The sequence below is a fragment of the Actinomadura sp. 3N508 genome (genome assembly GCF_044326375.1).
Classification (GTDB): domain Bacteria; phylum Actinomycetota; class Actinomycetes; order Streptosporangiales; family Streptosporangiaceae; genus Spirillospora.
On record NZ_JBIRAX010000008.1, the window covers coordinates 286,637 to 307,254 of the forward strand.

Genomic DNA, 20,618 nt, shown 5'->3' on the forward strand with positions numbered 1-20,618 from the left:
CCATGGCCACACGTGCGTCTGGGGGAACGAAAACCTCTTCGCGTGCGGGGGGCAGCACGGCTCGTAAGTCCGCCGGGTCGTCCCCCCGGAAGCGCTCGAGCGGCAGCTCGAAGGGGAATCGGGGTTCGGGCCGCGGCTCGGGCCGCGGGCGTCCCCCCCAGAAGCCGGACCCGATCTCCCAGGCGGTGCTCGGGTTCTTCAAGCTGCTGTTCAAGCTGTACCTGCTCGCCGCGGTCGCGGTCGGGTCGATCTTCCGCGCCTACGGGCACGGCGCCCGCAACCTCGACCCCGAGCACCGGCGCGACGGGCTCGGGCTCGCGCTGCTCGGCTCGTCGATCGTGCTGGCCTCGGTCACCTGGTTCCGGCCTGACGGCGTCGTCACCATCGCGCTGGAGAAGGTCGTGCGCGGCGGTCTCGGGATCCTGGCGATGGCGCTGCCGATCCTGCTGGCCCTGCTGGCGTGGCGGACGCTGCGCCACCCCGAGCACCACGAGGACACCGGACGCATCGTCATCGGCATGACCGCGCTCAGCGTCGGCGTGCTCGGCATCCTGCACATCGCGGCGGGCGTCCCGTCGCCCGCGAAGGACATGGACGGCGTCCGCGAGTCCGGCGGCGTCATCGGCTGGGTCGTGTCGGCGCCGCTGGACGCGGCGCTGAGCGGCTGGGTGGCCGTCCCGCTGCTGCTGCTCCTGTCCGGGTTCGGGCTGCTGGTCGTCACCGCGACGCCCATCAACCGCGTCCCCGAGCGCGTCTCCGACCTGTGGGCGGTCGCGACGCTGCAGGGCCGCCCGCAGCGCCCCGCCAAGGACGAGAACGAGGGCGAGGGCGACGGCGAGGCGCCCAAGAAGCGCCGCCGCAAGAAGAAGTCCGACAAGGACGAGGGCGGCGAGCTGGAGGTCGGCGAGCACTCCCGGCCCTACGACACGCCCCTGCTCGAAGACACCCCGAAGAAGGCCGGCCGCCCGCAGCGCGACCTCGCCGACGACCTGTTCGAGCCCGACCCGTTCCAGTCCGACGTCCCGCCGCCCGCGCCGCCGCACGACGACGACGGCGTCCCGGCGGACGAGCTCGTCGCGGGCGGCGATGTCCCGCAGGGCCCGCCCGCCGCGGACGTGCCCGACCCGACGCCCGCGCCGCGCAGCTCCGAGCAGCTGCCGCTGTCGTCGTCCGGCGAGATCTACGTGCTGCCCGACCCGTCGTCGCTGCGCCCCGGCAGCGTCACCAAGCCGCGCACCAAGGCCAACGACACGGTCGTGAACGCGCTCACCGGCGTGCTGGAGCAGTTCGACATCGACGCGCAGGTCACCGGGTTCACCCGCGGCCCGACGATCACCCGGTACGAGATCGAGCTCGGCCCGGCGGTGAAGGTCGAGAAGGTCATCGCGCTGACGAAGAACATCGCCTACGCGGTGAAGAGCGCCGACGTGCGCATCATCTCGCCGATCCCCGGCAAGTCGGCGATCGGCGTGGAGATCCCGAACACCGACAAGGACATCGTCAGCCTCGGCGACGTGCTCCGCTCGCCCGCCGCGACCAACGAGCACCACCCGATGATCGTCGGGCTCGGCAAGGACGTCGAGGGACGCACCGTCGTGGCGAACCTGGCGAAGATGCCGCACATCCTCATCGCGGGCGCGACCGGCGCGGGCAAGTCGACGTGCATCAACGGGCTCATCACCTCCGTGCTGATGCGCGCCACCCCCGACGAGGTGCGGATGATCCTCGTCGACCCCAAGCGGGTCGAGCTGACGATGTACCAGGGCATCCCGCACCTGATCACGCCGATCATCACCAACCCGAAGAAGGCCGCCGAGGCCCTCGACTGGGTGGTCGGCGAGATGGACCGCCGCTACGACGACCTCGCCGCGTCCGGGTACCGGCACATCGACGACTTCAACAAGGCGGTCAAGGCCGGGAAGCTGAAGCCGCCGCCCGGCAGCGAGCGCGTCTACACGCCCTACCCGTACATGCTCGTCATCGTGGACGAGCTCGCCGACCTGATGATGGTCGCGCCGCGCGACGTAGAAGACTCCGTCGTCCGCATCACCCAGCTCGCCCGCGCCGCCGGAATCCACCTGGTGCTCGCGACGCAGCGCCCGTCGGTGGACGTCGTCACCGGCCTCATCAAGGCCAACGTCCCGTCCCGGCTGGCGTTCGCGACCTCCTCGCTGGCCGACAGCCGCGTCATCCTCGACCAGCCGGGCGCGGAGAAGCTGGTCGGGCAGGGCGACGCGCTGTTCCTGCCGATGGGCGCGAGCAAGCCGATGCGCATCCAGAACGCCTACGTCGCGGAGAAGGAGATCCACGGGATCGTCGACCACTGCAAGAAGCAGATGGAGGCGAACTACCGCGACGACGTCGGTGCGGCCGCCGGGCCGAAGAAGGAGATCGACGAGGATATCGGCGACGACATGGACCTGCTCGTCCAGGCCATCGAGCTGGTCGTGTCGACGCAGTTCGGCTCGACGTCGATGCTGCAACGCAAGCTCCGCGTCGGGTTCGCCAAGGCCGGACGCCTCATGGACCTGATGGAGAGCCGCGACATCGTCGGCCCGAGCGAGGGCTCCAAGGCCCGCGACGTCCTGACGAAACCGGATGACCTTCCCGGGGTGCTCGCGGAACTGCGCGGCGGCGGGTGAGGACATTTTCAGGTGACCGGGGAACGTCACCTGGGCGGCATGGAAACGGCACCGAAACGGCGGGAGGGCATCGCCCGCCGGGGCGTTGCGGAATGATGCGAAATCTTGCCCTGTTTCGAACGTGTTGGCTGTCGCTCAGCGGGCATGGCGGTTCCTAGACTGGTGTGCAGCAGATCGGCGACGAGCGCCCGCGAAGGAGGCCCGGCGTGAGCATCGGTGAGACCTTGGCGGAGGAACGACAGCGGGCCGGTCTCTCGGTGACACAGGTGAGTCTCCAGACGCGGATACGCGAGACCGTGATCCGCGGCATGGAGGCCGACGACTTCTCCGCGTGCGGCGGCAACTTCTACGCCCGCGGGCACATCCGGAGCATCGGGCGGGTCATCGGCATCGATCCGGAACCGCTCGTCGCCGAGTTCGACGCGACGCACGGCGGCGCGCCGCAGCCGGTCTCGGCCGTGTCGGCGTTCGAGCCCGAGCAGCCCGTCGCGTTCCGCGAGCGCCGGTCGCCGAACTGGAGCGCCGCGATGGCGCTCGCGCTCGCCCTCGTGATCATCTACGGGGTGTTCCAGGTGATCGGGCAGGGCGGCGGCGGCGAGCGGCGCACCGCGCAGCAGGTCGCCGGGACGCCCGCGCCGGCCACCTCCTCCCCGGCGCCCACGCCGCCGGAGAAGCGCGACCCGGTCGCGGTGGCACCGCGCACCAAGGTCGAGGTCCGGGTGGTGGCCGAGCGCACGACCTGGCTGAACGTCCGCGGCGACGACGGCAGGACGCTGTTCAGCGGCATGATCCGCGAGGGCGACGAGAAGGACTTCACCGACAAGAAGAAGGTCCGGCTCGTGATCGGCGTGGGCGGCAGCGTGAACCTGACCGTCAACGGCAAGGACATCGGCTCGCCCGGCAAGGGCAAGGGCGTGCAGCGGCTGAGCTTCGACCGCAACGACCCTGATCCCGCCTGAGCCAGGGCCTGCTGGTCCTCACGGGCATCCGGGCCCATTACCTTAGGGGGATGTCCACACGCCGCAAGGTCTCGCTCATCACGCTCGGCTGCGCCCGTAACGAGGTCGATTCCGAGGAGCTCGCCGCGCGCATCGAGGACGCGGGCTGGGACCTGGCCGAGGCGGACGACGCGGGCGGCGCGGACGTGGTGGTCGTCAACACCTGCGGGTTCATCGAGGCGGCCAAGAAGGACTCCATCGACACGCTGCTCGCCGCGCACGACTCCGGCGCAAAGGTCGTCGCGGCCGGCTGCATGGCGGAGCGGTACGGCAGCGAGCTCGCCGAGGCGCTGCCGGAGGCCGACGCGGTCATCGGCTTCGACGACTACACCGCCATCGGCGACCGGCTCGACGACGTCATGGCGGGACGCGGCCACACCGCCCACACCCCGCGCGACCGCCGGACGCTCCTGCCGATCTCCCCGGTCGCGCGGTCGTCCTCGGGCATGGCGATCCCGGGCCACGGCGGGCCCGACGATCTCCCTGACGGGCTGGCTCCGGCGTCCGGGCCGCGGGTGCTGCGGCGGCGGCTCGGCGGCGGCGGTCCGGTGGCGCCGCTGAAGCTGGCGTCCGGCTGCGACCGGCGCTGCACGTTCTGCGCCATCCCGGCGTTCCGCGGCGCGTACGTGTCGCGCCCTCCGGCGGAGGTGCTGGAGGAGGCGCGCTGGCTCGCCGGGCACGGCGTCCGCGAACTGGTGCTGGTGAGCGAGAACTCCACGTCCTACGGCAAGGACCTGGGCGATCTGCGGGCGCTGGAGAAGCTGCTGCCCGGCCTCGCCGCCGTGGACGGCATCGAACGCGTCCGCGTCAGCTACCTGCAGCCCGCCGAGACGCGTCCGGGGCTGATCGAGGCGATCTGCGGCACGCCCGGCGTGGCCCCGTACTTCGACATGTCGTTCCAGCACGCGAGCGGCCCGGTGCTGCGGTCGATGCGCCGGTTCGGCGACCGGGAGCGCTTCCTGGGCCTGCTCGACCAGATCCGTGCGCTCGCCCCGGACGCGGGCGTGCGCTCCAACTTCATCGTCGGCTTCCCCGGCGAGTCCGAGGACGACTTCGAGGAGCTGGCCGAGTTCCTGACCGCGGCCCGCCTGGACGCGGTCGGCGTGTTCGGCTACTCCGACGAGGAGGGGACCGAGGCCGCGAACCTCGACGGCAAGCTCGACCCCGCCGAGATCGCCGCCCGCGTCGAGGAGCTGACCAGCCTCGCCGACGAGCTGACCGCGCAGCGCGCCGAAGACCGCATCGGCACCGAAGTCCACGTCCTCCTGGAGGAGAAGGCGGAGGACGGCGGGTTCGAGGGGCGTGCCGCGCACCAGGCGCCTGAGGTGGACGGGACGGTCCGCGTCCGCGGCGCCGGCCTGGCCCTCGGCGAGATCGTCGCGGCCCGCGTGACCGGCAGCGACGGCGTGGACCTCAGCGCGGACGTCTCATGATCGCCGGTGCCCCGGATCCGGTCGCGGGCTCGCACGACCCGCCCCCGGCCGGTGTCTGGAACATCGCCAACGCGCTGACCATCGTCCGGATCGCGCTGGTCCCCGTCTTCGTCTGGCTGTTCTTCCTGGACGGCACCGGCTGGCGCCTCGCCGCGTTCGGGGTCTTCGCGGTCGCCTCGATCACCGACAAGATCGACGGCGACATCGCGCGGGCCCGGGGCATCGTCACCGACTTCGGCAAGATCGCCGATCCGATCGCCGACAAGGCGCTCACCGGCGCCGCGCTGGTCAGCCTGTCCATCATGGGGGAACTGTGGTGGTGGGTGACGATCGTCATCATGGCCCGCGAGATCGGCATCACGGTGCTGCGGTTCGTCGTGATCCGCCGCGGCGTGATCCCGGCGAGCAAGGGCGGCAAGCTGAAGACGATGCTGCAGGTCATCGCCATCGGCCTCTACATCCTGCCCGGCCCCCTCGACTATCTGCGCTGGATCACCATGGGCGCCGCGCTGATCGTCACGGTCGTCACGGGCGTGGACTACATCCTCCAGGCCTGGCGCATGCGCCGCGGCCCTGAGAACGCGCCGTCCGGCACGTCCTGAGCGGGGTCAGAGTCCGAGGAGCGCGGGCCGTTCGCCGACCGCCCGGAAGCGGTCCGCGTGGTCGGGGACGAGCCGCCGCCGCTCCAGGTCGAGCAGGCCGCCGACGCTGCGGATCTCCGCCGCGAGCGCTCACGGCACGTCCAGTTCATCACCGATGCGTAGGGACGTCCGGTGCCGGGGTGTCCAGAGGAGGTACGGGGATGAAGTGGGCTACGGGGCCACGCCCACCCCGGTCGTGGCCCCGCAGCCCCGTTCAAGGCCCCGTAGACGCAATTATCCCTGCAAATCTCTCCGCGCACTAATCGGGCGAATGAGTTTTGACTCACATTGTGACCTGCGCTTTTGGGAATTGGTGGACGTAATGTCAGTAGTGGGCGCCGACGATGCGCGCCTTGGCCGGCACATTGGCCGCACACGGCGACGGAAGTAACTCCCCGACGGTAAACAATGCGCTGCCGTAGCTTTTCAACGGCGAGTGAAAGGGGAGATCCGGTTGGACCGGTTCGATCGGCCGGAATCGCACCCGTCCTCATTCGGCCGATTTCCGCGGTCAACCGGCGGCGGCCCCGGTCCGTCCGCGCGGGCGCGCGCCGGTAGATTCGAGGCGCCGGGCCGGTGAACAGCGGGGATGGGAACGCGATGCGGGTCGAACTGCTCACCGTCGGGGACGAGCTGCTCCTCGGCGACACGATCAACGGGAACGCCGCGTGGCTCGGCCGCAGGCTCGCCGAGCACGGCGTCGAGGTCACCCGCAGCGTCGTCGTCGGCGACGACCTGGACGTCATCGTCGAGGCCGTGACCGCCGCGCTCGGCCGCGCCGGCGCGGTCATCACCACCGGAGGGCTCGGCCCGACCTACGACGACCTCACCCGCGACGCGCTCGCCAAGGCGGCGGGCGTCGCCCTCGTCCGGGACCCGGCCCTGGAACGGCGCCTCCGCGAGCGGGTCGAGCGCGCCGGCCGCGAGCTGCAGCCGATGGCGCTGCGCATGGCCGACGTCCCCGAGGGCGCGCGGATCCTCGCCAACTCCGCGGGCTCGGCGCCGGGGCTGCGCGTCGAGCTGCCCGGCGGGATCGTCTACGCGCTGCCGGGCGTCCCGTTCGAGATGCACACGATCATGGACGAGATCGTCCTGCCGGAGCTGGCGGAGATCGCCGGGCTGCCCGCCGTCGCGCGCCGCACGCTGCGCACCGCCCGGATGTGGGAGTCGGTCGTCGCGACGCGGCTCGCCGAGGTCGAGGCGATGGACGGCGTCCGGCTCGCCTACCTGCCCGATCCGGCCGAGGTGAAGGTCCGGATCACGGTCGCGGGGCCCGGCGCCGCTACCCGGCTCACCGGCGTCGAGGCCCGCGTCCGGGACCTGCTCGGCGACGCCGTCTACGGGGCCGAGGACGAGACGCTCGACCGGGTCGTCCACCGGCTGCTCGCGGAGCGCGCGGCTACCGTCGCCACGGCCGAGTCGCTGACCGGCGGGCTCATCGGCGCCGAGCTGACCGCGATGCCGGGGTCGTCCGCGACGTTCGCGGGCGGCATGGTGACGTACGCGACCGAGGCCAAGCACCGGCTGCTGGGCGTCCCGGCGGACCTGCTGGCCGAGCAGGGGGCCGTCCACCCGGACGTGGCCGCCGCGATGGCGTCGGGTGTGCGGGACGCGCTCGATGCGACGTACGGGCTCGCCGTGACGGGTGTGGCGGGCCCCGACCCGCAGGACGGCCGTCCCGTGGGCACGATCTATCTCGGTGTCGCGGGGCCCGAAAACTTGCTGATCGTGTCCAAGCCGGAACTCCCCGTGCCGGGCGCCGGACCCGAATCCCGCGCGGTGATCCGGCGGATGACCGTCGTACACGCCCTTGAGCTGCTGAGACGCGTCCTGCTCGGCCTTGAGATCACGGATCGGAGCGGGACGGCTCGGCCGGATCGGGAAGATCGGGGCTGATTACAGCGTTACGTTCCGAGCGAACACGAATTCAACGGTCTGCCATGGCCGCCGTCAAGCCGGGTACGGTGGAACCGGCAGATGGTCCGAACTGAGGGAGGGAGCGAGACGATGGTCCTGCTTCGCCAGCTGCTCGGTGACGTACTGCGGCAGCTGCGGCTGCGCCAGGGACGCACCCTCCGTGAGGTGTCCGCGGCCGCGCGGGTGTCACTCGGCTACCTGTCCGAGGTCGAACGGGGACAGAAAGAGGCGTCATCCGAACTGCTGTCCTCGATCTGCAAGGCGCTCGGCGTTCCGCTGTCGCACGTCCTCCGGGACGTGGCCGACCAGCTCGCCCTTGCCGAACTGCAGCACGAGCCCGTCATGGCGGGCGCGCCGCCCGAGCACGAGCGCATCACCGCAGACAGCATTCCGGAGACACCGGAAGAGATCACCGGGGAGTTCCGCGCCGACATGGTCGCGGCCTGATCCGTTTCGGACGGCCCGTTTCCGGCGGCCCCTCCCGGTGGCTCGTTCCAGGCGCTTCTCAGGCGTTCATGCGCCATCTGAGATCGGGGGTGTGCCCGGTCTCACGCATGAACGCGGCATTTGCGGGGAGGTTCCCCTGTTGTAACGGTTACCCGTCACGACGCGGAAGGAGCCCCCTCATGGGAGCGGTCAAGAGCCCTATCGGCGACGAGGCCCAGAAGATCGCAGGGGACGCCTTGCAGGGCTCCCTCATCGACCTGATCGACCTTTCCCTGGTCGCCAAGCAGGCTCACTGGAATCTCACCGGACGCAACTTCAAAGTCGTCCACGAACACCTTGACGAGATCGTCGCCCTCGCCCGCGGCGGCCAGGACGACGTGGCCGAACGAGCCGTGGCGATCGGCGTGAACCCCGACGGCCGTGCCCGCACGGTCGCCGACCGCACGAGGATCCCGCAGCTGGAGGCCGGGTACCTCGACGACGACAAGGTCGTCGCCGCGGTCACCGATATCCTGGCGCAGATCATCGCGCGGTTCCGCGAGCGGATCACCGCCACCGACGAGCCCGACCCGGTGACGCAGGACCTGCTCATCGGCATCGCCCGCGATCTGGAGAAGCAGCACTGGATGTTCCAGGCGCAGACCTGAGCCGTCCAGCGCCCTAGGCGCCGGCCCTGAACGGCGCGCCGCCGCGATCCCCGGCGCGCCGTCCCGGAGCCGACGAGGCCCCGGCCCTCGCCGACCGTTCCTGCGAGGTCCGGGGCCGTTTCACGTCCGCAGGTGCGCCAGGACGGTGTCGGCGAACTCGGCGGCGAGCGGGCTGAGCGCGTCCCACCGCCGCGCCGCCCACCCCGCGGTGAGCGGCGGGAGGCCCGGGATCGGGATCAGCCGGACGTCCCCGCTCCCGCGCCCCCACCCCGGCAGCGCGGGCAGGATCGCATGGCCCAGCCCCAGCTCGGCGAGCAGCAGCGCGGTGTCCCAGTCGGCCACACTCGTGGTCGACGTCAGCCGCACGCCATGCCGTTCGAGATGCGCCTCCAGATGCAGCCGCGAGGTCGAATGCTCCGGCAGCTCGATGTGGCGGATCCCCGCCAGGTCCTCGAACGCGATGGCCGCCCGCCCGGCCAGCGGATCATCGGCGTGGACGGCGAGCATCCACGGCAGCTCCCGCGAGACCCGCTGCTCGACCCCCTCCATGGGCGGCCCGGTCGTCACCCACGCGAGATCGGCGGCGTGCGAGCGGACGGCCTCCAGGCACCGCCGGCTGGACCCCGCGGTCTCGAACTGCAACGCCGCCTCGGGATGGCGCTCCCGGAACGCGACCACGCCCGCCGCCATGAAATGCCGGACGGTGGTCGCCCCCGTCGCGACCCGGACCGTCCCGCCGACACCGCGGCGCAGATCGTCGAGATGGCGCAGCGCCGAATCCAGCCCGGCGAGCCCCTCCGCCGCCGCCTGCTGCAGGACGCGTCCCGCCCGCGTCGGCACCACCCCGCGCGGCCGCCGCTCCAGCAGCACGAGCCCGGTCTCCCGTTCCAGCCGCTTCACATGCTGGCTGACAGCCGACTGGCTGCACGACAGATCACGGGCCACCGCACTGAGATTCCCCGCCGCACACACGGCCACGAACACGCGCAGATCGTCCAGGGTCATATCATCCAAGCTAAGCCTGGGAGATAAATAAGAAAACCCGAGAATTGACTTGGAACGATCGCAAGCCGAGGATGCACCTAAAGGGACGCCCGGATCCAGCGCCCCGAACAGGCGGCGACCCGCCCTAGCGACCCGGGCGACAGGGCGGGCGCCGACCGCTGTTCATTGCGATCGCTGGCATCGCTCCGTCTCGCCTGGCGGCTCGCTGCGCGACCAGGTTTCTCGCAGGCTCGAAACCTGCCTTCGGACGCGACCGCAGGCGTTGAGGTTGCTGCGTGGCTGGGCCTATCCGTCCGCGGGCTGGCAGCGGGGACACCAATAGGTGACGCGCTTGCCGCCATGGGACTTCTGGTCGCCGCGCTCGATCCGCGTTCCGCACCTGCGGCAGGGGTGTCCGGCGCGCCCGTAGACCCAGTGCTCGCGGCCGCGGGCCAGGTCGCCGGTGGTGATGTGGCCGTGCCGCCCCTTGTTGAGGTCCAGCAGCCGGTGAGAGAGCTCTACGAGCCCGGCCAGCTCGGGAACGTTCCCGACCACGGTCCACGGGTGAACGCCCCGCAGAAACAGAATCTCGGCCTTGTACACGTTGCCGATCCCGGCGAGCCGCGTCTGGTCGAGCACCGCCTCCCCGATCGCCCGCCCGGGATCCTCCGCCAGCCGCGCGACGGCTTCCGCGGCCATCTCCGCCCCCCAACCGGGATCGAGCAGATCAGGCCCGAGATGGCCGACGGCCCCGTCCTCCTCATCAGTGCGCAGCAGCTCGACGAGCCCCAGGGAGTAACCGACCGCCTGCCACTCCGCGTTCGCCAGCACCAGCCGGACGCGATGATCGCGCGGCACCGGGCCGCCCCGGCGGATCTGCCAGCGTCCCTCCATCATCAGATGGGTGTGGATGGTCAGCCCGCCCTCGACCCTGACCAGAAGATGCTTGCCACGGGACACGGCGTCCAGGACGGTGCGTCCCCGCAGGTCCGCGGTCGCGAACCGGGGGACGCGGAAGTCGGAGCGCACCAGCGGCCGCCCGGCGAGCGCTTCGCGCAGGCGCCGGGCGGTCAGCCAGACGACGTCACCCTCTGGCATGGAGGGCCCTCAGATGAAAGAAGGACTTTCCCAGGCGGACGGGTCTTCGGTCAGCTTCTGGACCGGCTCGGGGAGTTTCCCTTCGGCGATGTGCGCCAGCGTGACCTGCTCCAAGATGGACCGCTCGCTGGCGCGCAGCGCGATCCACACGTCCTGCAACGAACGGGCGGGCCCTTGGTAGCCGACGTGCTCGGGGCGCTCGCCCCGCACGCCGAGCAGCGGCCCGTCGATGGCGCGGATGATGTCGGCGAGGGAGATCTGGTCGGCCGGCTTCGCCAGCCAGTAGCCGCCCTCGGGTCCCCGCTGGCTCCGGACGAGACCGGACCGGCGCAGCTGGCCGAGGATGTTCTCAAGGAATTTGGGCGGGATCTGCTGCGCCTCCGCGAGCTGTATCGCGGTCACCGGACGGCTTCCGGCGACCGCCAACTCCGCAGCGGCGCGCAACGCATAGTCGACCCGGGCGGACAATCGCATAGGACCATTATCGCTCGCCTACTGAACCGCTCCAGCACCGCGACCCCCCAAACCGCCCACCCCAGCCCCCGCGAGGACCCCGGCCACCACCGCAACCATGCGACGACCTGGGTGTTCACGACCCCGGAACCAACAAGCCCAGCCACCACCCCAGCCCCGCGACGACCCCAACGCCTGCGATCGCGTCCGAAGGCAGGTTTCGAGCCTGCGAGAAACCTGATCGCGCAGCGAGCCGCCAGGCGACCGAAGCGATGCAGCGATCGCGCGCGTTTTTCGACGATGGAGGGCCGCCAAGGCCCGAAGAAGGAGAAAAATGCAATAAACACAGCACGACGCGCCCATCGGAACCGGGCTGTTGTCCGGTGGGCGCGTCGCGGGTTCTGCGTGTGGCGGGGGGTCAGGTGGCGGGGGTCAGGCCCAAGAGTTCGGCGACGGCTTGGGCGTTGGCGGCGGCGGCGCCGTAGGACGCGAGGTACACGGCGGAGCCGGGGCGCCACACGGGCAGTCCCATCTCCACGACGACGGTGTCCGGGCGGGCCGTGAGCAGGGCCGTGGTGAGGGCGCGCTGGGCGGCGTGCCGGTGCGCGTCGCGGAGGACGATGATCAGGCCGCGTCCATTGGCACGGTCCAGGACCTGGTTCGCCGCCCCGTCCGCCCCGTCGGCTTGGACGGCGTCGGGTGCCCACGGGCTGAGCCCCCAGGGGGTCGGGCCCATGGCGATGTTGCCGGTGGACTCGGTCTCCACGACGAGCGGCGCGCCCTCCCAGCCGGGCAGCGAGCCCGACACGCGGATGGCGCGGCGGGCCGCCTCCAGGCCGGCGGCCCGGTCGACGACGGCGGGCGAGTGCCCGACGAGCCATTCCTTCAGCTCGCGCGTGCGGTTCGCCGCGTCCTGCAGCCGCTCCGTGGACAGCCGCCCGGTCCGGACGGCCTCGCCGATGGCGGCGAGCGTCGCCGCCAGGGTCTCGGCGTGCTCCCTCGGGCCGAGGCACAGCAGGTCGGCGCCCGCGATCAGCGCCCGCACGGACGCCTCGGGGATGCCGATCGCGCCGCTCGCGCCCTCCATGTCGAGCGCGTCGGTGACGATCACCCCCTGGTAGCCGAGGTGCTCGCGGAGCAGCCCGGTGATCGCCTCGGGGGAGAGGGTCGCCGGCACCCCGCGGGTGATGGTGGGCAGGTTCAGGTGCCCGGTCATCACCGCGCGGGTGCCGGCCTCGATCGCCGCCCGGAACGGGACCAGCTCGCGCCGGTCCAGCAGCTCCAGGTCGGCGTCGACGAGCGGGATCGACAGGTGCGAGTCGTCCACGGTGGCGCCGTGGCCGGGGAAGTGCTTCGCGCAGGCCGCGACGCCCGCCTCCTGCGTGCCGATGACGGACGCGGCGGCGTGCCGGGCGACGAGCTCGGGGTCGGACCCGAACGAGCGGGTGCCGATCACCGGGTTGTCGTCGGCGGTGTTGACGTCCACCGACGGCGCGAAGTTGAAGTTCACGCCGACGTCGGCCAGCTCGGCGCCGAGGGACCGGTAGATCCGCCGGGTCAGCTCCGGGTCGTCGACGGCGCCGAGCGCCGCGTTGCCCGGGTAGGGGCTGCCCGTCTGGTGACCGCCGAGGCGGGTGACGTCGCCGCCCTCCTCGTCGATCGTGATGAACGGGTCGCCGGCCTTGCGCATCTGCGCGGTGAGCGCGGCGAGGGACTCCGGGCTCTGCACGTTGCCGGTGAGGGCGAACAGGGTGACGCCGGCGAGGCCGGCCTCCAGTTCGTCCAGCAGCCAGCGCGGTGCGGTCGGGCCGGGGAAGGACGGGAGCAGGGTGCCGCGTGCCAGCCGGGCGATGTCCGCGCTGGTCGCGATGTCGTCGGTCGTCACCCCTTCACCGCCCCGGCGGTGAGGCCGGACACCATACGGCGCTGGACGAGGAGGAAGAACACGATGACGGGAATGGTGAGCAGCGTCGACGCTGCCATGATGGGCCCCCAAGCGTTACCGCTGCGGCCGAAGAAGAACTGCAGCATGATCGGGAGGGTGTATTTGTTCTGGTCGTCGAGGAACGTGAAGGCGAAGATGAACTCGTTCCAGGCGGTGATGAACGAGAAGATGCTGGTGGCGACCAGGCCGGGCGCGACGAGCGGCAGCATGACCCGGAAGAACGTCCGGATCGGCCCCGCGCCGTCGATGGCCGCCGCCTCCTCCAGCTCGCGCGGTACCGCGGCGACGAAGCTCCGCAGCATCCAGATCGCGAACGGCACCGCGAACCCGATGTAGACGATCGCGAGGCCGGACAGGCTGTTCAGCAGGTCCAGATGCTTCAGGTCCAGGAACAGCGGGATGACCAGCGCCTCCAGCGGCACCATCTGGACGATCAGCAGCATGATCAGGAAGGTGGTGCGGAACCGGAACCGGAACCGCGCCACGGCGACCGCGGCCAGCAGCGCGAGCAGGCTCGACGCCAGGACCGTGACGAGCGCGAGGATCGCGCTGTTGCGGAAGTACTCCCAGAAGCTGACCTCGGCGATGCCGCCGTTCAGGACCACGTCGAAGTGGTCCAGGGTCGGGTTCGTGGGGAAGGGCTTCGGCGTCGTGCTGAAGATCTCTTCGTTGGGCTTGAACGCGGTGGACGCCATCCAGAAGACGGGGAAGACGGCCAGGAAGAAGACCACCACCCCCGTCGTGTTCAGCAGGATCTTCGCGCGCATGCGCTTGGAGGGGGGACGGCGCCGCGTTCCGGCCGCGCGCCGTGTCGTCATGGTCGTCATTTCGTTTCCCCCTGGCGCACCATGACCCGCACGTAGACGGCGGTGACGATGAGCAGGATGACCGTGAGCACCAGCGCGATCGCCGAGCCCATGCCGAGCTTCGGATTCAGCGACCCGAACGCCTCGGAGTAGCCGTAGAGCGACAGGTTGAACGCGTCGCGGTTGGCCATCCCGGACATGATGAACAGCTGCGTGAAGACCTTGAAGTCCCAGATGATCGACATGACCAGCAGCACGAGGAAGATCGGCTTGAGCATCGGGTAGGTGAGGCTCCAGAACGTCCGCCACGGGCCCGATCCGTCCACCCGGGCGGCCTCGTACAGCTCGCCGGGAATGCTCTTCAGGCCGGCCAGGACGGACACGGCGACGAAGGGGCACGCCTGCCAGACGACGCACACGGTGAGGACGGTGTAGGTGGACAGCGGCGTGGCGAACCAGTTGTGGCCGTTCCAGCCGCCGCCGACGAGGAAGTTGGGCAGCAGGTCGAGGGTCCAGTTGACCAGGCCGCCGGTCGAGCCGAACAGCCAGGTGAAGATGATCGCCGCGGTGACCGGAGGGGTGGCCCAGGCGACCATGACGCCGCCGGCGACGAAGGACGACATCCGCTTGCCGAGCTTGTTGAGCAGCAGACCGACCAGCGTCCCGACGAGCAGGGTCAGCGTCACCGCGACGATGGCGAACAGGACGGTCTGCTTGAGGGTCTGCCAGAAGAACGGGTCGTTGAGGATCGTTTTGAAGTTCTCGGTGCCGACCGACTCGGCCGGCTCGCCGCGCAGCTGGCGGTTGCCGACCTTCTGGAACGACATGATGCCGATCTGGATCATCGGCCAGAACATCAGGATGGCGATCACGGCCACGGTCGGCGCGATCAGCAGGTAGGGCCCGAGGCGGGGCCCGCGGCGGGGGCGCGCCCGGCCGGAGGATCTCCGGCCGGACGCTTTCCGCACCGCCGGTGCGGTGTCGAGCATGGACGTTCCGATCAGCTGTGGACTACGACGCGTTCAGCAGGGTGTTGGCTTGCTCGTTCGCCTTCTTCATCTCCTCCTCGGCGGACTTGCCCTGCATCATCGCCTTGATCGCGTTCGGCAGGACCTTCTTGGCCTGCTCGAACTCGCCCCAGCCGGCGCTGATCGGCGTGAACTTGGTGTTGCTGGCGATGCTGGTGAAGGGCTCGAGCTTGGGGTCGGAGAACTTCACGTCCGAGCGCATGGAGGAGAAGCCGCTGTAGTCGGCCCACGCCTTGGCGTTCTTGGCGTTGTTCAGCACCGTGATGTAGTCGAACGCCGCGGCCTTGGCCTTGCTGTCCTTCCAGACGGCCAGGTCGGAGCCGCCCGCCATCACCGGAGCGTTCCCACCGGTCTTGGTCGGGATCGGGAAGATGGCCCACTTGCTCTCGTTCTTGGGGGCCAGCTTCTTCATCTCCTTGAGCGCCCAGCTGCCGTCGAAGTACATGCCGACCTTGCCGAGCGCGAAGTCACGCTGCGGGCCGTCGAGCTCGTGCTTGCCGATGTAGCTGGTGGGCGCGACCTTCTCGGTGCTGACGAGGCCGGACCAGTACTTGGCGGCCTCGATGGCCTGCGGCTGGTCGAGCTTGCCGACCCACTTGCCGTTCTCCTTGACGGCGACCTCGCCGCCGTTGCCCCAGATGAAGCTGACCAGCGCGTTGGTCTGGTCGCTCGGCACGGCGATGCCGTTCGCCTTGCCCGAGTCCTGGATCTTCTTCGCCGCCGCGGTCAGCTCGGCCCAGGTCTTCGGCTGCTGGATGTTCAGCTCCTGGAACAGGTCCGTGCGGTACCAGACGGCGCGGACGCCGCCGTACCACGGCACGGCGTAGGTCTTGCCGTTCTGCTGGTCGTTGGCGAGCGCGGTCTTGTTCAGCGTCCCGCCGTCCGCCCAGCCCTTGAACTCGTCGCTGATCTCGGCGAGGTTGCCCTGCTCGATGTGGGACTGGACGTCGGTGTTGCCGAGCTCGGTGACGTCCGGGCCCTCACCGCCGGCCGCCGCCTTCTGGAACGTTGTAGCCACCTGGGGCCACGGAACGTACTTGATCTGGACGTCCGTGTTCGGGTGCTTGGTCTTGAACTCGGCCTCGACGGCGTCCAGGAACTTCGTCTGCTCCGTCGTTCCCTCGCCCATCATCCACACCTTGAGCTGGGCCGGGTCCTTCGCCGCGCCCTTCTCCTCGCCGCCGCCGTCGTCGCCGCCGCAGGCCGTGGCGGCCAGGGCGATCGCGGCAGCGACGGCCGCAATCTTCATGTACTTCACTGGGGATCCTTTCCGGCATCGCCTCGCGCGGCCTTGTGGCCTGCGGTGCGAGGGGATATGGGGACCCTTTAGGGTCCCAGCCATGCCCCTCTCGCGTTCGCCACGCTCGCGGGCGCCCTGCTCGCCAGTCCGCGCTCTGCGCGCGCCCCCGATCCGGGGTACCGGACCGGTCGGCGCTTGGGCGTAAACTAACAAGAAACTTTCCTAAACAAAACTGCCGTTAGCGGATTGAGACACTTGAGAACTCGAGGGGTACCAGCATGGTCGCCAACCGCCCGGGGACGCCGAGGCTCCTGCGTGAGCTCAACGATCGCGCGGCCCTGGACCTGCTCGTCCAGCAGGGTCCGCTGACCCGTGCGCAGATCGGCGAGCACACGGGGCTGTCCAAGGTAACCGCCTCCCAGTTGTTGTCGAGACTGGAGGACCGCGGGCTGGTCGCGGTCGTCGGGTCGCAGGCCGGCGGGCGGGGGCCGAACGCGGCGCTGTACGCGGTCGTCCCGTCGAGCGCCTACGTCGCGGGCCTGGAGGTCGGCCCGGACGGCGTCACCGCGGGTGTGTCCGACATCACCGGGCACATAGTCGCCCAGGTCACGGTGGATCCGAACGGCGCGGACGAGCCCGTCCGGATGGTGCACGCCGCCGTGGTGAAGGCTTGCCGCTCGGCCAAGGTCGCGCTGTCGAAGCTGAGCGCGTTCGTGATCGGCACGCCGGGCGTCGTCGACCCGCAGTCCGGCGACGTGCAGTTCTCCTTTGACCTTCCGTCCTGGCACGAGGGCGTCCTGGCCGCGCTGCGCACCGATCTGCGGCGTCCCGTGACCATTGAGAACGACGTCAACCTCGCCGCCATCGCCGAACGGGCCTACGGCGCCGCGCGCGGCGCCGACGACTTCGCCCTCATGTGGCTGGACCGCGGTATGGGCCTGTCGGTGATGCTGGGCGGCCGGCTGCACCGCGGCCGGTCGGGCGGCGCGGGGGAGATCGGCTACCTGCCCGTCCCGGGCGCGCCGCTGCCGCTCGGCACCGCCCGCCGGGTCGCGGCGGACGAGGGCGTCACCGAGTCCACGACCTGGGGCATCCCGACCCTCGCCGGCGGTTACGGCGCGCTCGTCGGCGCGGACGCGGTCCGCGCCCTCGCGCACGAGTACGGGGTCAAGGAGGCCACGGCGGTGGAGTGCGTCCGCGCGGCGGCCGCCGACGAGAGCCGCGGCGGCCCGTTCCTGGACGATCTCGCCCGCCGCATCTCCTACGGCGTGACCTCGGTCAACATCGTCCTGGACCCGGGGCTCGTGGTGCTGTCGGGCAACCTCGGCCGCGCCGGCGGACGGCCCCTCGCCACCCGGATCGAGGAGATCGTCGGCCGGATCAGCCCGACCCGTCCGGCAGTGGAGATGACGGGGGTAGAAGGCAACCCTGTACTGCGCGGTGCGTTGCACGCCGCGCTCGTGAAGGCCCGCGACGACGTCTTCTCGTCGGCCGGAGTGTCCTGAGGCCGGAACGTCCTAGGGCGGGGTTTCCCAGGACGGGGGCTACCAGGGCGGGCGGCTTGGAACCGTGCGGGCGCCGGAACACCTTGAGCGCCCCCGCGGGGCGGAGGCGCTCGCCGGCGTTCCTACTTGGCGGTGGACGCGGCGGCCTGCTCCCGATGGCGCCGCGGGTCGTTCAATGCCCGATCGATGACGGTCTGACTGATGACCTGCCGCTTGCGCCGCAGCGCCGCCGCCTTGCGTGCCGTGGATGTCATGGCGAACCCTGTTCCGCGGTGGCGATCCCCCCGCCTCCGCTACCCCGTGATGTCCCCATCTTCCCAGAGCGAAGGGGCTCAGGGGATCCGTCCAGGGAATGAATTCGAGGTCAGACCAAGTGCGGAGAAGACCCCTGGGACGAGCGGGGGTTCCCCTGGGATCATGGCTGGGAACGCACTCCCGTACCGGCCCGTTGGGGGAACCGTGATCGTTGAACCGAGGGGACACCATGGCGCTGCGTGAGCGGCTGCGACGGCTCGTCCAGAAGCCCGGCAGCGTCGACCTCGCGCCCTTCCGCGCCCTGGTGGACGAGGCCGGCGAGCGGGAGTCGCGCGTCCGGGAGCTGTCCGACGGCGAGCTGACCGCGGCCGCGTCCGCCCTCCGCAAGGAGGAGGACCTCGCGGAGCTGTGCGCCCTCGGCCGGGAGGCCGCGCGCCGGACGCTCGGCGAGCGCCCCTTCGACGTGCAGCTCATCGGGACGCTCGCGCTGCTGTCCGGGCACGTCGCGGAGATGGCCACCGGCGAGGGCAAGACCCTGTCGGGCGCCCTCGCCGCCGCCGGGTACGCGCTCCGCGGCCGCCAGGTCCACGTCATGTCGGTCAACGACTACCTCGCGCGCCGCGACGCCGAATGGATGGGCCCGCTGTACGCGATGCTCGGCGTGTCGGTCGCCTGGGTCGGGCAGTCGTCCACGCCGGATGAGCGGCGCGCCGCCTACCGGGCCGACGTCACCTACGCGCCGGTCAGCGAGATCGGCTTCGACCTGCTGCGGGACCGGCTCGCCGTCGACGCGGGCGACGTCGTCCAGCCGGAACCGGCCGTCGCGCTGATCGACGAGGCCGACTCGGTGCTGGTGGACGAGGCGATGGTGCCGCTCGTCCTCGCGGGCGCCGCCGACCTCGACTCCGCCGACCCCCGCTACGCCGACCTGGTCCGGCGGCTGCGGCCCGGCCTGCACTACGCCACCGACGACGAGGCGCGCAACGTCCAGCTCACCCCGGCGGGGGCCCAGGAGGTGGAACGCGTCCTCGACCTGGACCTCTACGCCTCCGAGCACCTCGACACCCTCACCGCCGTGAACGTCGCGCTGCACGCCGAGGTGCTGCTGCACCGCGACGTGGACTACCTCGTCCGCGACGGCGAGGTGAAGCTGATCAGCGAGTCGCGCGGCCGGGTGGCGCTGCTGCAGCGCTGGCCGGACGGCCTCCAGGCCGCGGTCGAGGCGAAGGAGGCGCTGGCGGCGTCCCCGAGCGGCGAGATCCTCGACTCGATCACCGTCCAGGAGCTGGTCGGCCGCTACCCGGTGCGGTGCGGCATGACCGGGACGGCGATGGCGGTCGCCGGGCAGCTCACCGAGTTCTACTCGCTGCAGATCGCCGTCGTCCCGCCGAACCGGCCCTGCGTCCGCGACGACGAGCCCGACCGCCTCTACGCGACCGCCGCCGACAAGGAGGTCGCGATCGTCGAGGCGATCAGCGCGGCGCACGCCGCCGGCCGCCCGGTGCTGGTCGGGACCGGCGACGTCGCCGAATCCGAACGGCTCGCGCGGCGCCTGTCCCGGGCCGGGCTCGACCGGGTCGTCCTCAACGCCAAGAACGACGCCGAGGAGGCCGCGATCATCGCGGAGGCCGGGGCGTACGGCGCGATCACCGTGTCCACGCAGATGGCGGGGCGCGGCACCGACATCCGGCTCGGCGGCAGCCCGTCCGCGCCGCCCGGCACGGCCCCCGCCGACGTCGAGGGCTCCGACCACGACCGGGTCGCCGAGGCGGGCGGCCTCCTGGTCATCGGCACCGGCCGCTACCACAGCAGCCGCCTGGACGACCAGCTCCGCGGCCGCGCCGGACGCCAGGGCGACCCCGGCGGCTCGGTGTTCTTCACCAGCCTCCAGGACGACCTCGTCACCCGCTTCGCCCCCGACGAGAAGACGAAGGCGTCCGGAGACGACGACGGGCTCATCACCGACAAGGGCGCGCACTGGATCGTCGGCCACGCGCAGCGCGTCGCCGAGGGCGTCGACCTCGAACTGCACCGCAACACCTGGCGCTACAACCACCTGATCGGGCTCCAGCGGCGCGAGGTCCTCGCCGAACGCGACGCCGTCCTGACCGGCGACGCCGCCGACCGGGCCATGGCCGAGGACGCCCCCGACCGGCACGCCGAACTCACCAAGATCGCGGGCGCGGACGCGGTGGCGGCGGCCGCGCGGCAGATCGTCCTCTACCAGCTGGACCGCTGCTGGTCCGAGCACCTCGCCTTCCTCGCCGACCTGCGCGAAGGCATCCATCTGCGGTCGCTGGGCCGTGGCATGGACCCGCTGATCGAGTTCAACCGCGAGGCCGTCCCGGCGGGCAAGCGCCTCCTCGCGGACGCGCGGAAGCGGTCGATCGCGGCGTTCGAGGCCCTCACCGCCTCCGAGGACGGCATCGACCTGGACGCCGCCGACCTCAAGCGCCCGTCGGCGACGTGGACCTACCTCGTCCACGACAACCCGTTCGGCTCCCTCGACGAGCGCGCCCTCCGCGGCATGATCAACATGTTCAAGCGCCGCCGCTGAAAGGCCGGGCTTGAACGCGGAG

17 protein-coding genes are annotated in these 20,618 nt (G+C 71.1%); 9 read left to right on the top strand and 8 right to left on the bottom strand.

Features of this window, described 5'->3' with window-relative positions; genetic code table 11:
* The first annotated feature begins 2 nt into the window (after window positions 1-2).
* The 7 genes from ACH34S_RS27830 to ACH34S_RS27860 all read left to right on the top strand — a co-directional run bounded on the left by ACH34S_RS27830 (window position 3) and on the right by ACH34S_RS27860 (window position 8,725).
* On the top strand, window positions 3-2,642 hold the full coding sequence (locus tag ACH34S_RS27830) for a DNA translocase FtsK (RefSeq protein WP_395955751.1): 2,640 nt from the start codon (window positions 3-5) through the stop codon (window positions 2,640-2,642).
* Window positions 2,643-2,848: 206 nt separating this feature from the next.
* Window positions 2,849-3,601 (top strand): RodZ domain-containing protein, encoded by a 753-nt coding sequence (locus tag ACH34S_RS27835; RefSeq protein WP_395955752.1) that lies wholly within the window; start codon window positions 2,849-2,851, stop codon window positions 3,599-3,601.
* A gap of 50 nt (window positions 3,602-3,651) precedes the next feature.
* A complete protein-coding gene (rimO, locus tag ACH34S_RS27840) occupies window positions 3,652-5,073 on the top strand; it encodes a 30S ribosomal protein S12 methylthiotransferase RimO (protein ID WP_395955753.1) in 1,422 nt (473 codons plus the stop codon).
* A complete protein-coding gene (pgsA, locus tag ACH34S_RS27845; protein WP_395955754.1) occupies window positions 5,070-5,675 on the top strand; it encodes a CDP-diacylglycerol--glycerol-3-phosphate 3-phosphatidyltransferase in 606 nt (201 codons plus the stop codon). Before rimO ends, pgsA begins: the two co-directional genes overlap by 4 nt.
* A gap of 615 nt (window positions 5,676-6,290) precedes the next feature.
* Window positions 6,291-7,610, top strand: coding sequence for a CinA family nicotinamide mononucleotide deamidase-related protein (locus tag ACH34S_RS27850; RefSeq protein ID WP_395955755.1), 1,320 nt, complete (start codon window positions 6,291-6,293; stop codon window positions 7,608-7,610).
* A gap of 111 nt (window positions 7,611-7,721) precedes the next feature.
* Entirely contained in the window at window positions 7,722-8,078 is a 357-nt protein-coding gene (locus tag ACH34S_RS27855; protein WP_395955756.1) for a helix-turn-helix domain-containing protein, read from the top strand.
* Between the two features lie 179 nt (window positions 8,079-8,257).
* A complete protein-coding gene (locus ACH34S_RS27860) occupies window positions 8,258-8,725 on the top strand; it encodes a DNA starvation/stationary phase protection protein (RefSeq protein ID WP_395955757.1) in 468 nt (155 codons plus the stop codon).
* A 120-nt stretch (window positions 8,726-8,845) separates the two neighbouring features.
* Here ACH34S_RS27860 and ACH34S_RS27865 read toward each other — a convergent pair whose 3' ends face one another.
* The 7 genes from ACH34S_RS27865 to ACH34S_RS27895 all read right to left on the bottom strand — a co-directional run bounded on the left by ACH34S_RS27865 (window position 8,846) and on the right by ACH34S_RS27895 (window position 16,288).
* Entirely contained in the window at window positions 8,846-9,730 is an 885-nt protein-coding gene (locus ACH34S_RS27865) for a LysR family transcriptional regulator (protein WP_395955758.1), read from the bottom strand.
* 285 nt (window positions 9,731-10,015) lie between these two features.
* Window positions 10,016-10,807 (bottom strand): DNA-formamidopyrimidine glycosylase family protein, encoded by a 792-nt coding sequence (locus ACH34S_RS27870; protein ID WP_395955759.1) that lies wholly within the window; start codon window positions 10,805-10,807, stop codon window positions 10,016-10,018.
* 9 nt (window positions 10,808-10,816) lie between these two features.
* Window positions 10,817-11,281, bottom strand: a complete 465-nt coding sequence (locus ACH34S_RS27875) for an RrF2 family transcriptional regulator (protein ID WP_395955760.1) — start codon at window positions 11,279-11,281, stop codon at window positions 10,817-10,819.
* A 397-nt stretch (window positions 11,282-11,678) separates the two neighbouring features.
* Window positions 11,679-13,145, bottom strand: coding sequence for a glycoside hydrolase family 3 protein (locus tag ACH34S_RS27880; RefSeq protein ID WP_395955761.1), 1,467 nt, complete (start codon window positions 13,143-13,145; stop codon window positions 11,679-11,681).
* Window positions 13,142-14,032, bottom strand: a complete 891-nt coding sequence (locus ACH34S_RS27885; RefSeq protein ID WP_395955762.1) for a carbohydrate ABC transporter permease — start codon at window positions 14,030-14,032, stop codon at window positions 13,142-13,144. Before ACH34S_RS27885 ends, ACH34S_RS27880 begins: the two co-directional genes overlap by 4 nt.
* Entirely contained in the window at window positions 14,029-15,000 is a 972-nt protein-coding gene (locus ACH34S_RS27890; RefSeq protein ID WP_395955763.1) for a carbohydrate ABC transporter permease, read from the bottom strand. The genes ACH34S_RS27885 and ACH34S_RS27890 overlap by 4 nt, the downstream gene beginning before the upstream one ends.
* A gap of 22 nt (window positions 15,001-15,022) precedes the next feature.
* Window positions 15,023-16,288, bottom strand: a complete 1,266-nt coding sequence (locus ACH34S_RS27895; RefSeq protein WP_395955883.1) for an extracellular solute-binding protein — start codon at window positions 16,286-16,288, stop codon at window positions 15,023-15,025.
* Window positions 16,289-16,557: 269 nt separating this feature from the next.
* Between ACH34S_RS27895 and ACH34S_RS27900 the strand changes: the two genes are divergently transcribed.
* Window positions 16,558-17,784, top strand: a complete 1,227-nt coding sequence (locus ACH34S_RS27900) for an ROK family protein (RefSeq protein ID WP_395955764.1) — start codon at window positions 16,558-16,560, stop codon at window positions 17,782-17,784.
* A gap of 122 nt (window positions 17,785-17,906) precedes the next feature.
* On the opposite strand, the gene ACH34S_RS27905 is transcribed toward ACH34S_RS27900, so the two are convergent.
* Window positions 17,907-18,038, bottom strand: a complete 132-nt coding sequence (locus ACH34S_RS27905; RefSeq protein ID WP_395955765.1) for a hypothetical protein — start codon at window positions 18,036-18,038, stop codon at window positions 17,907-17,909.
* A gap of 230 nt (window positions 18,039-18,268) precedes the next feature.
* Between ACH34S_RS27905 and secA2 the strand changes: the two genes are divergently transcribed.
* On the top strand, window positions 18,269-20,596 hold the full coding sequence (gene secA2, locus ACH34S_RS27910) for an accessory Sec system translocase SecA2 (RefSeq protein ID WP_395955766.1): 2,328 nt from the start codon (window positions 18,269-18,271) through the stop codon (window positions 20,594-20,596).
* Window positions 20,597-20,618: the final 22 nt, after the last annotated feature.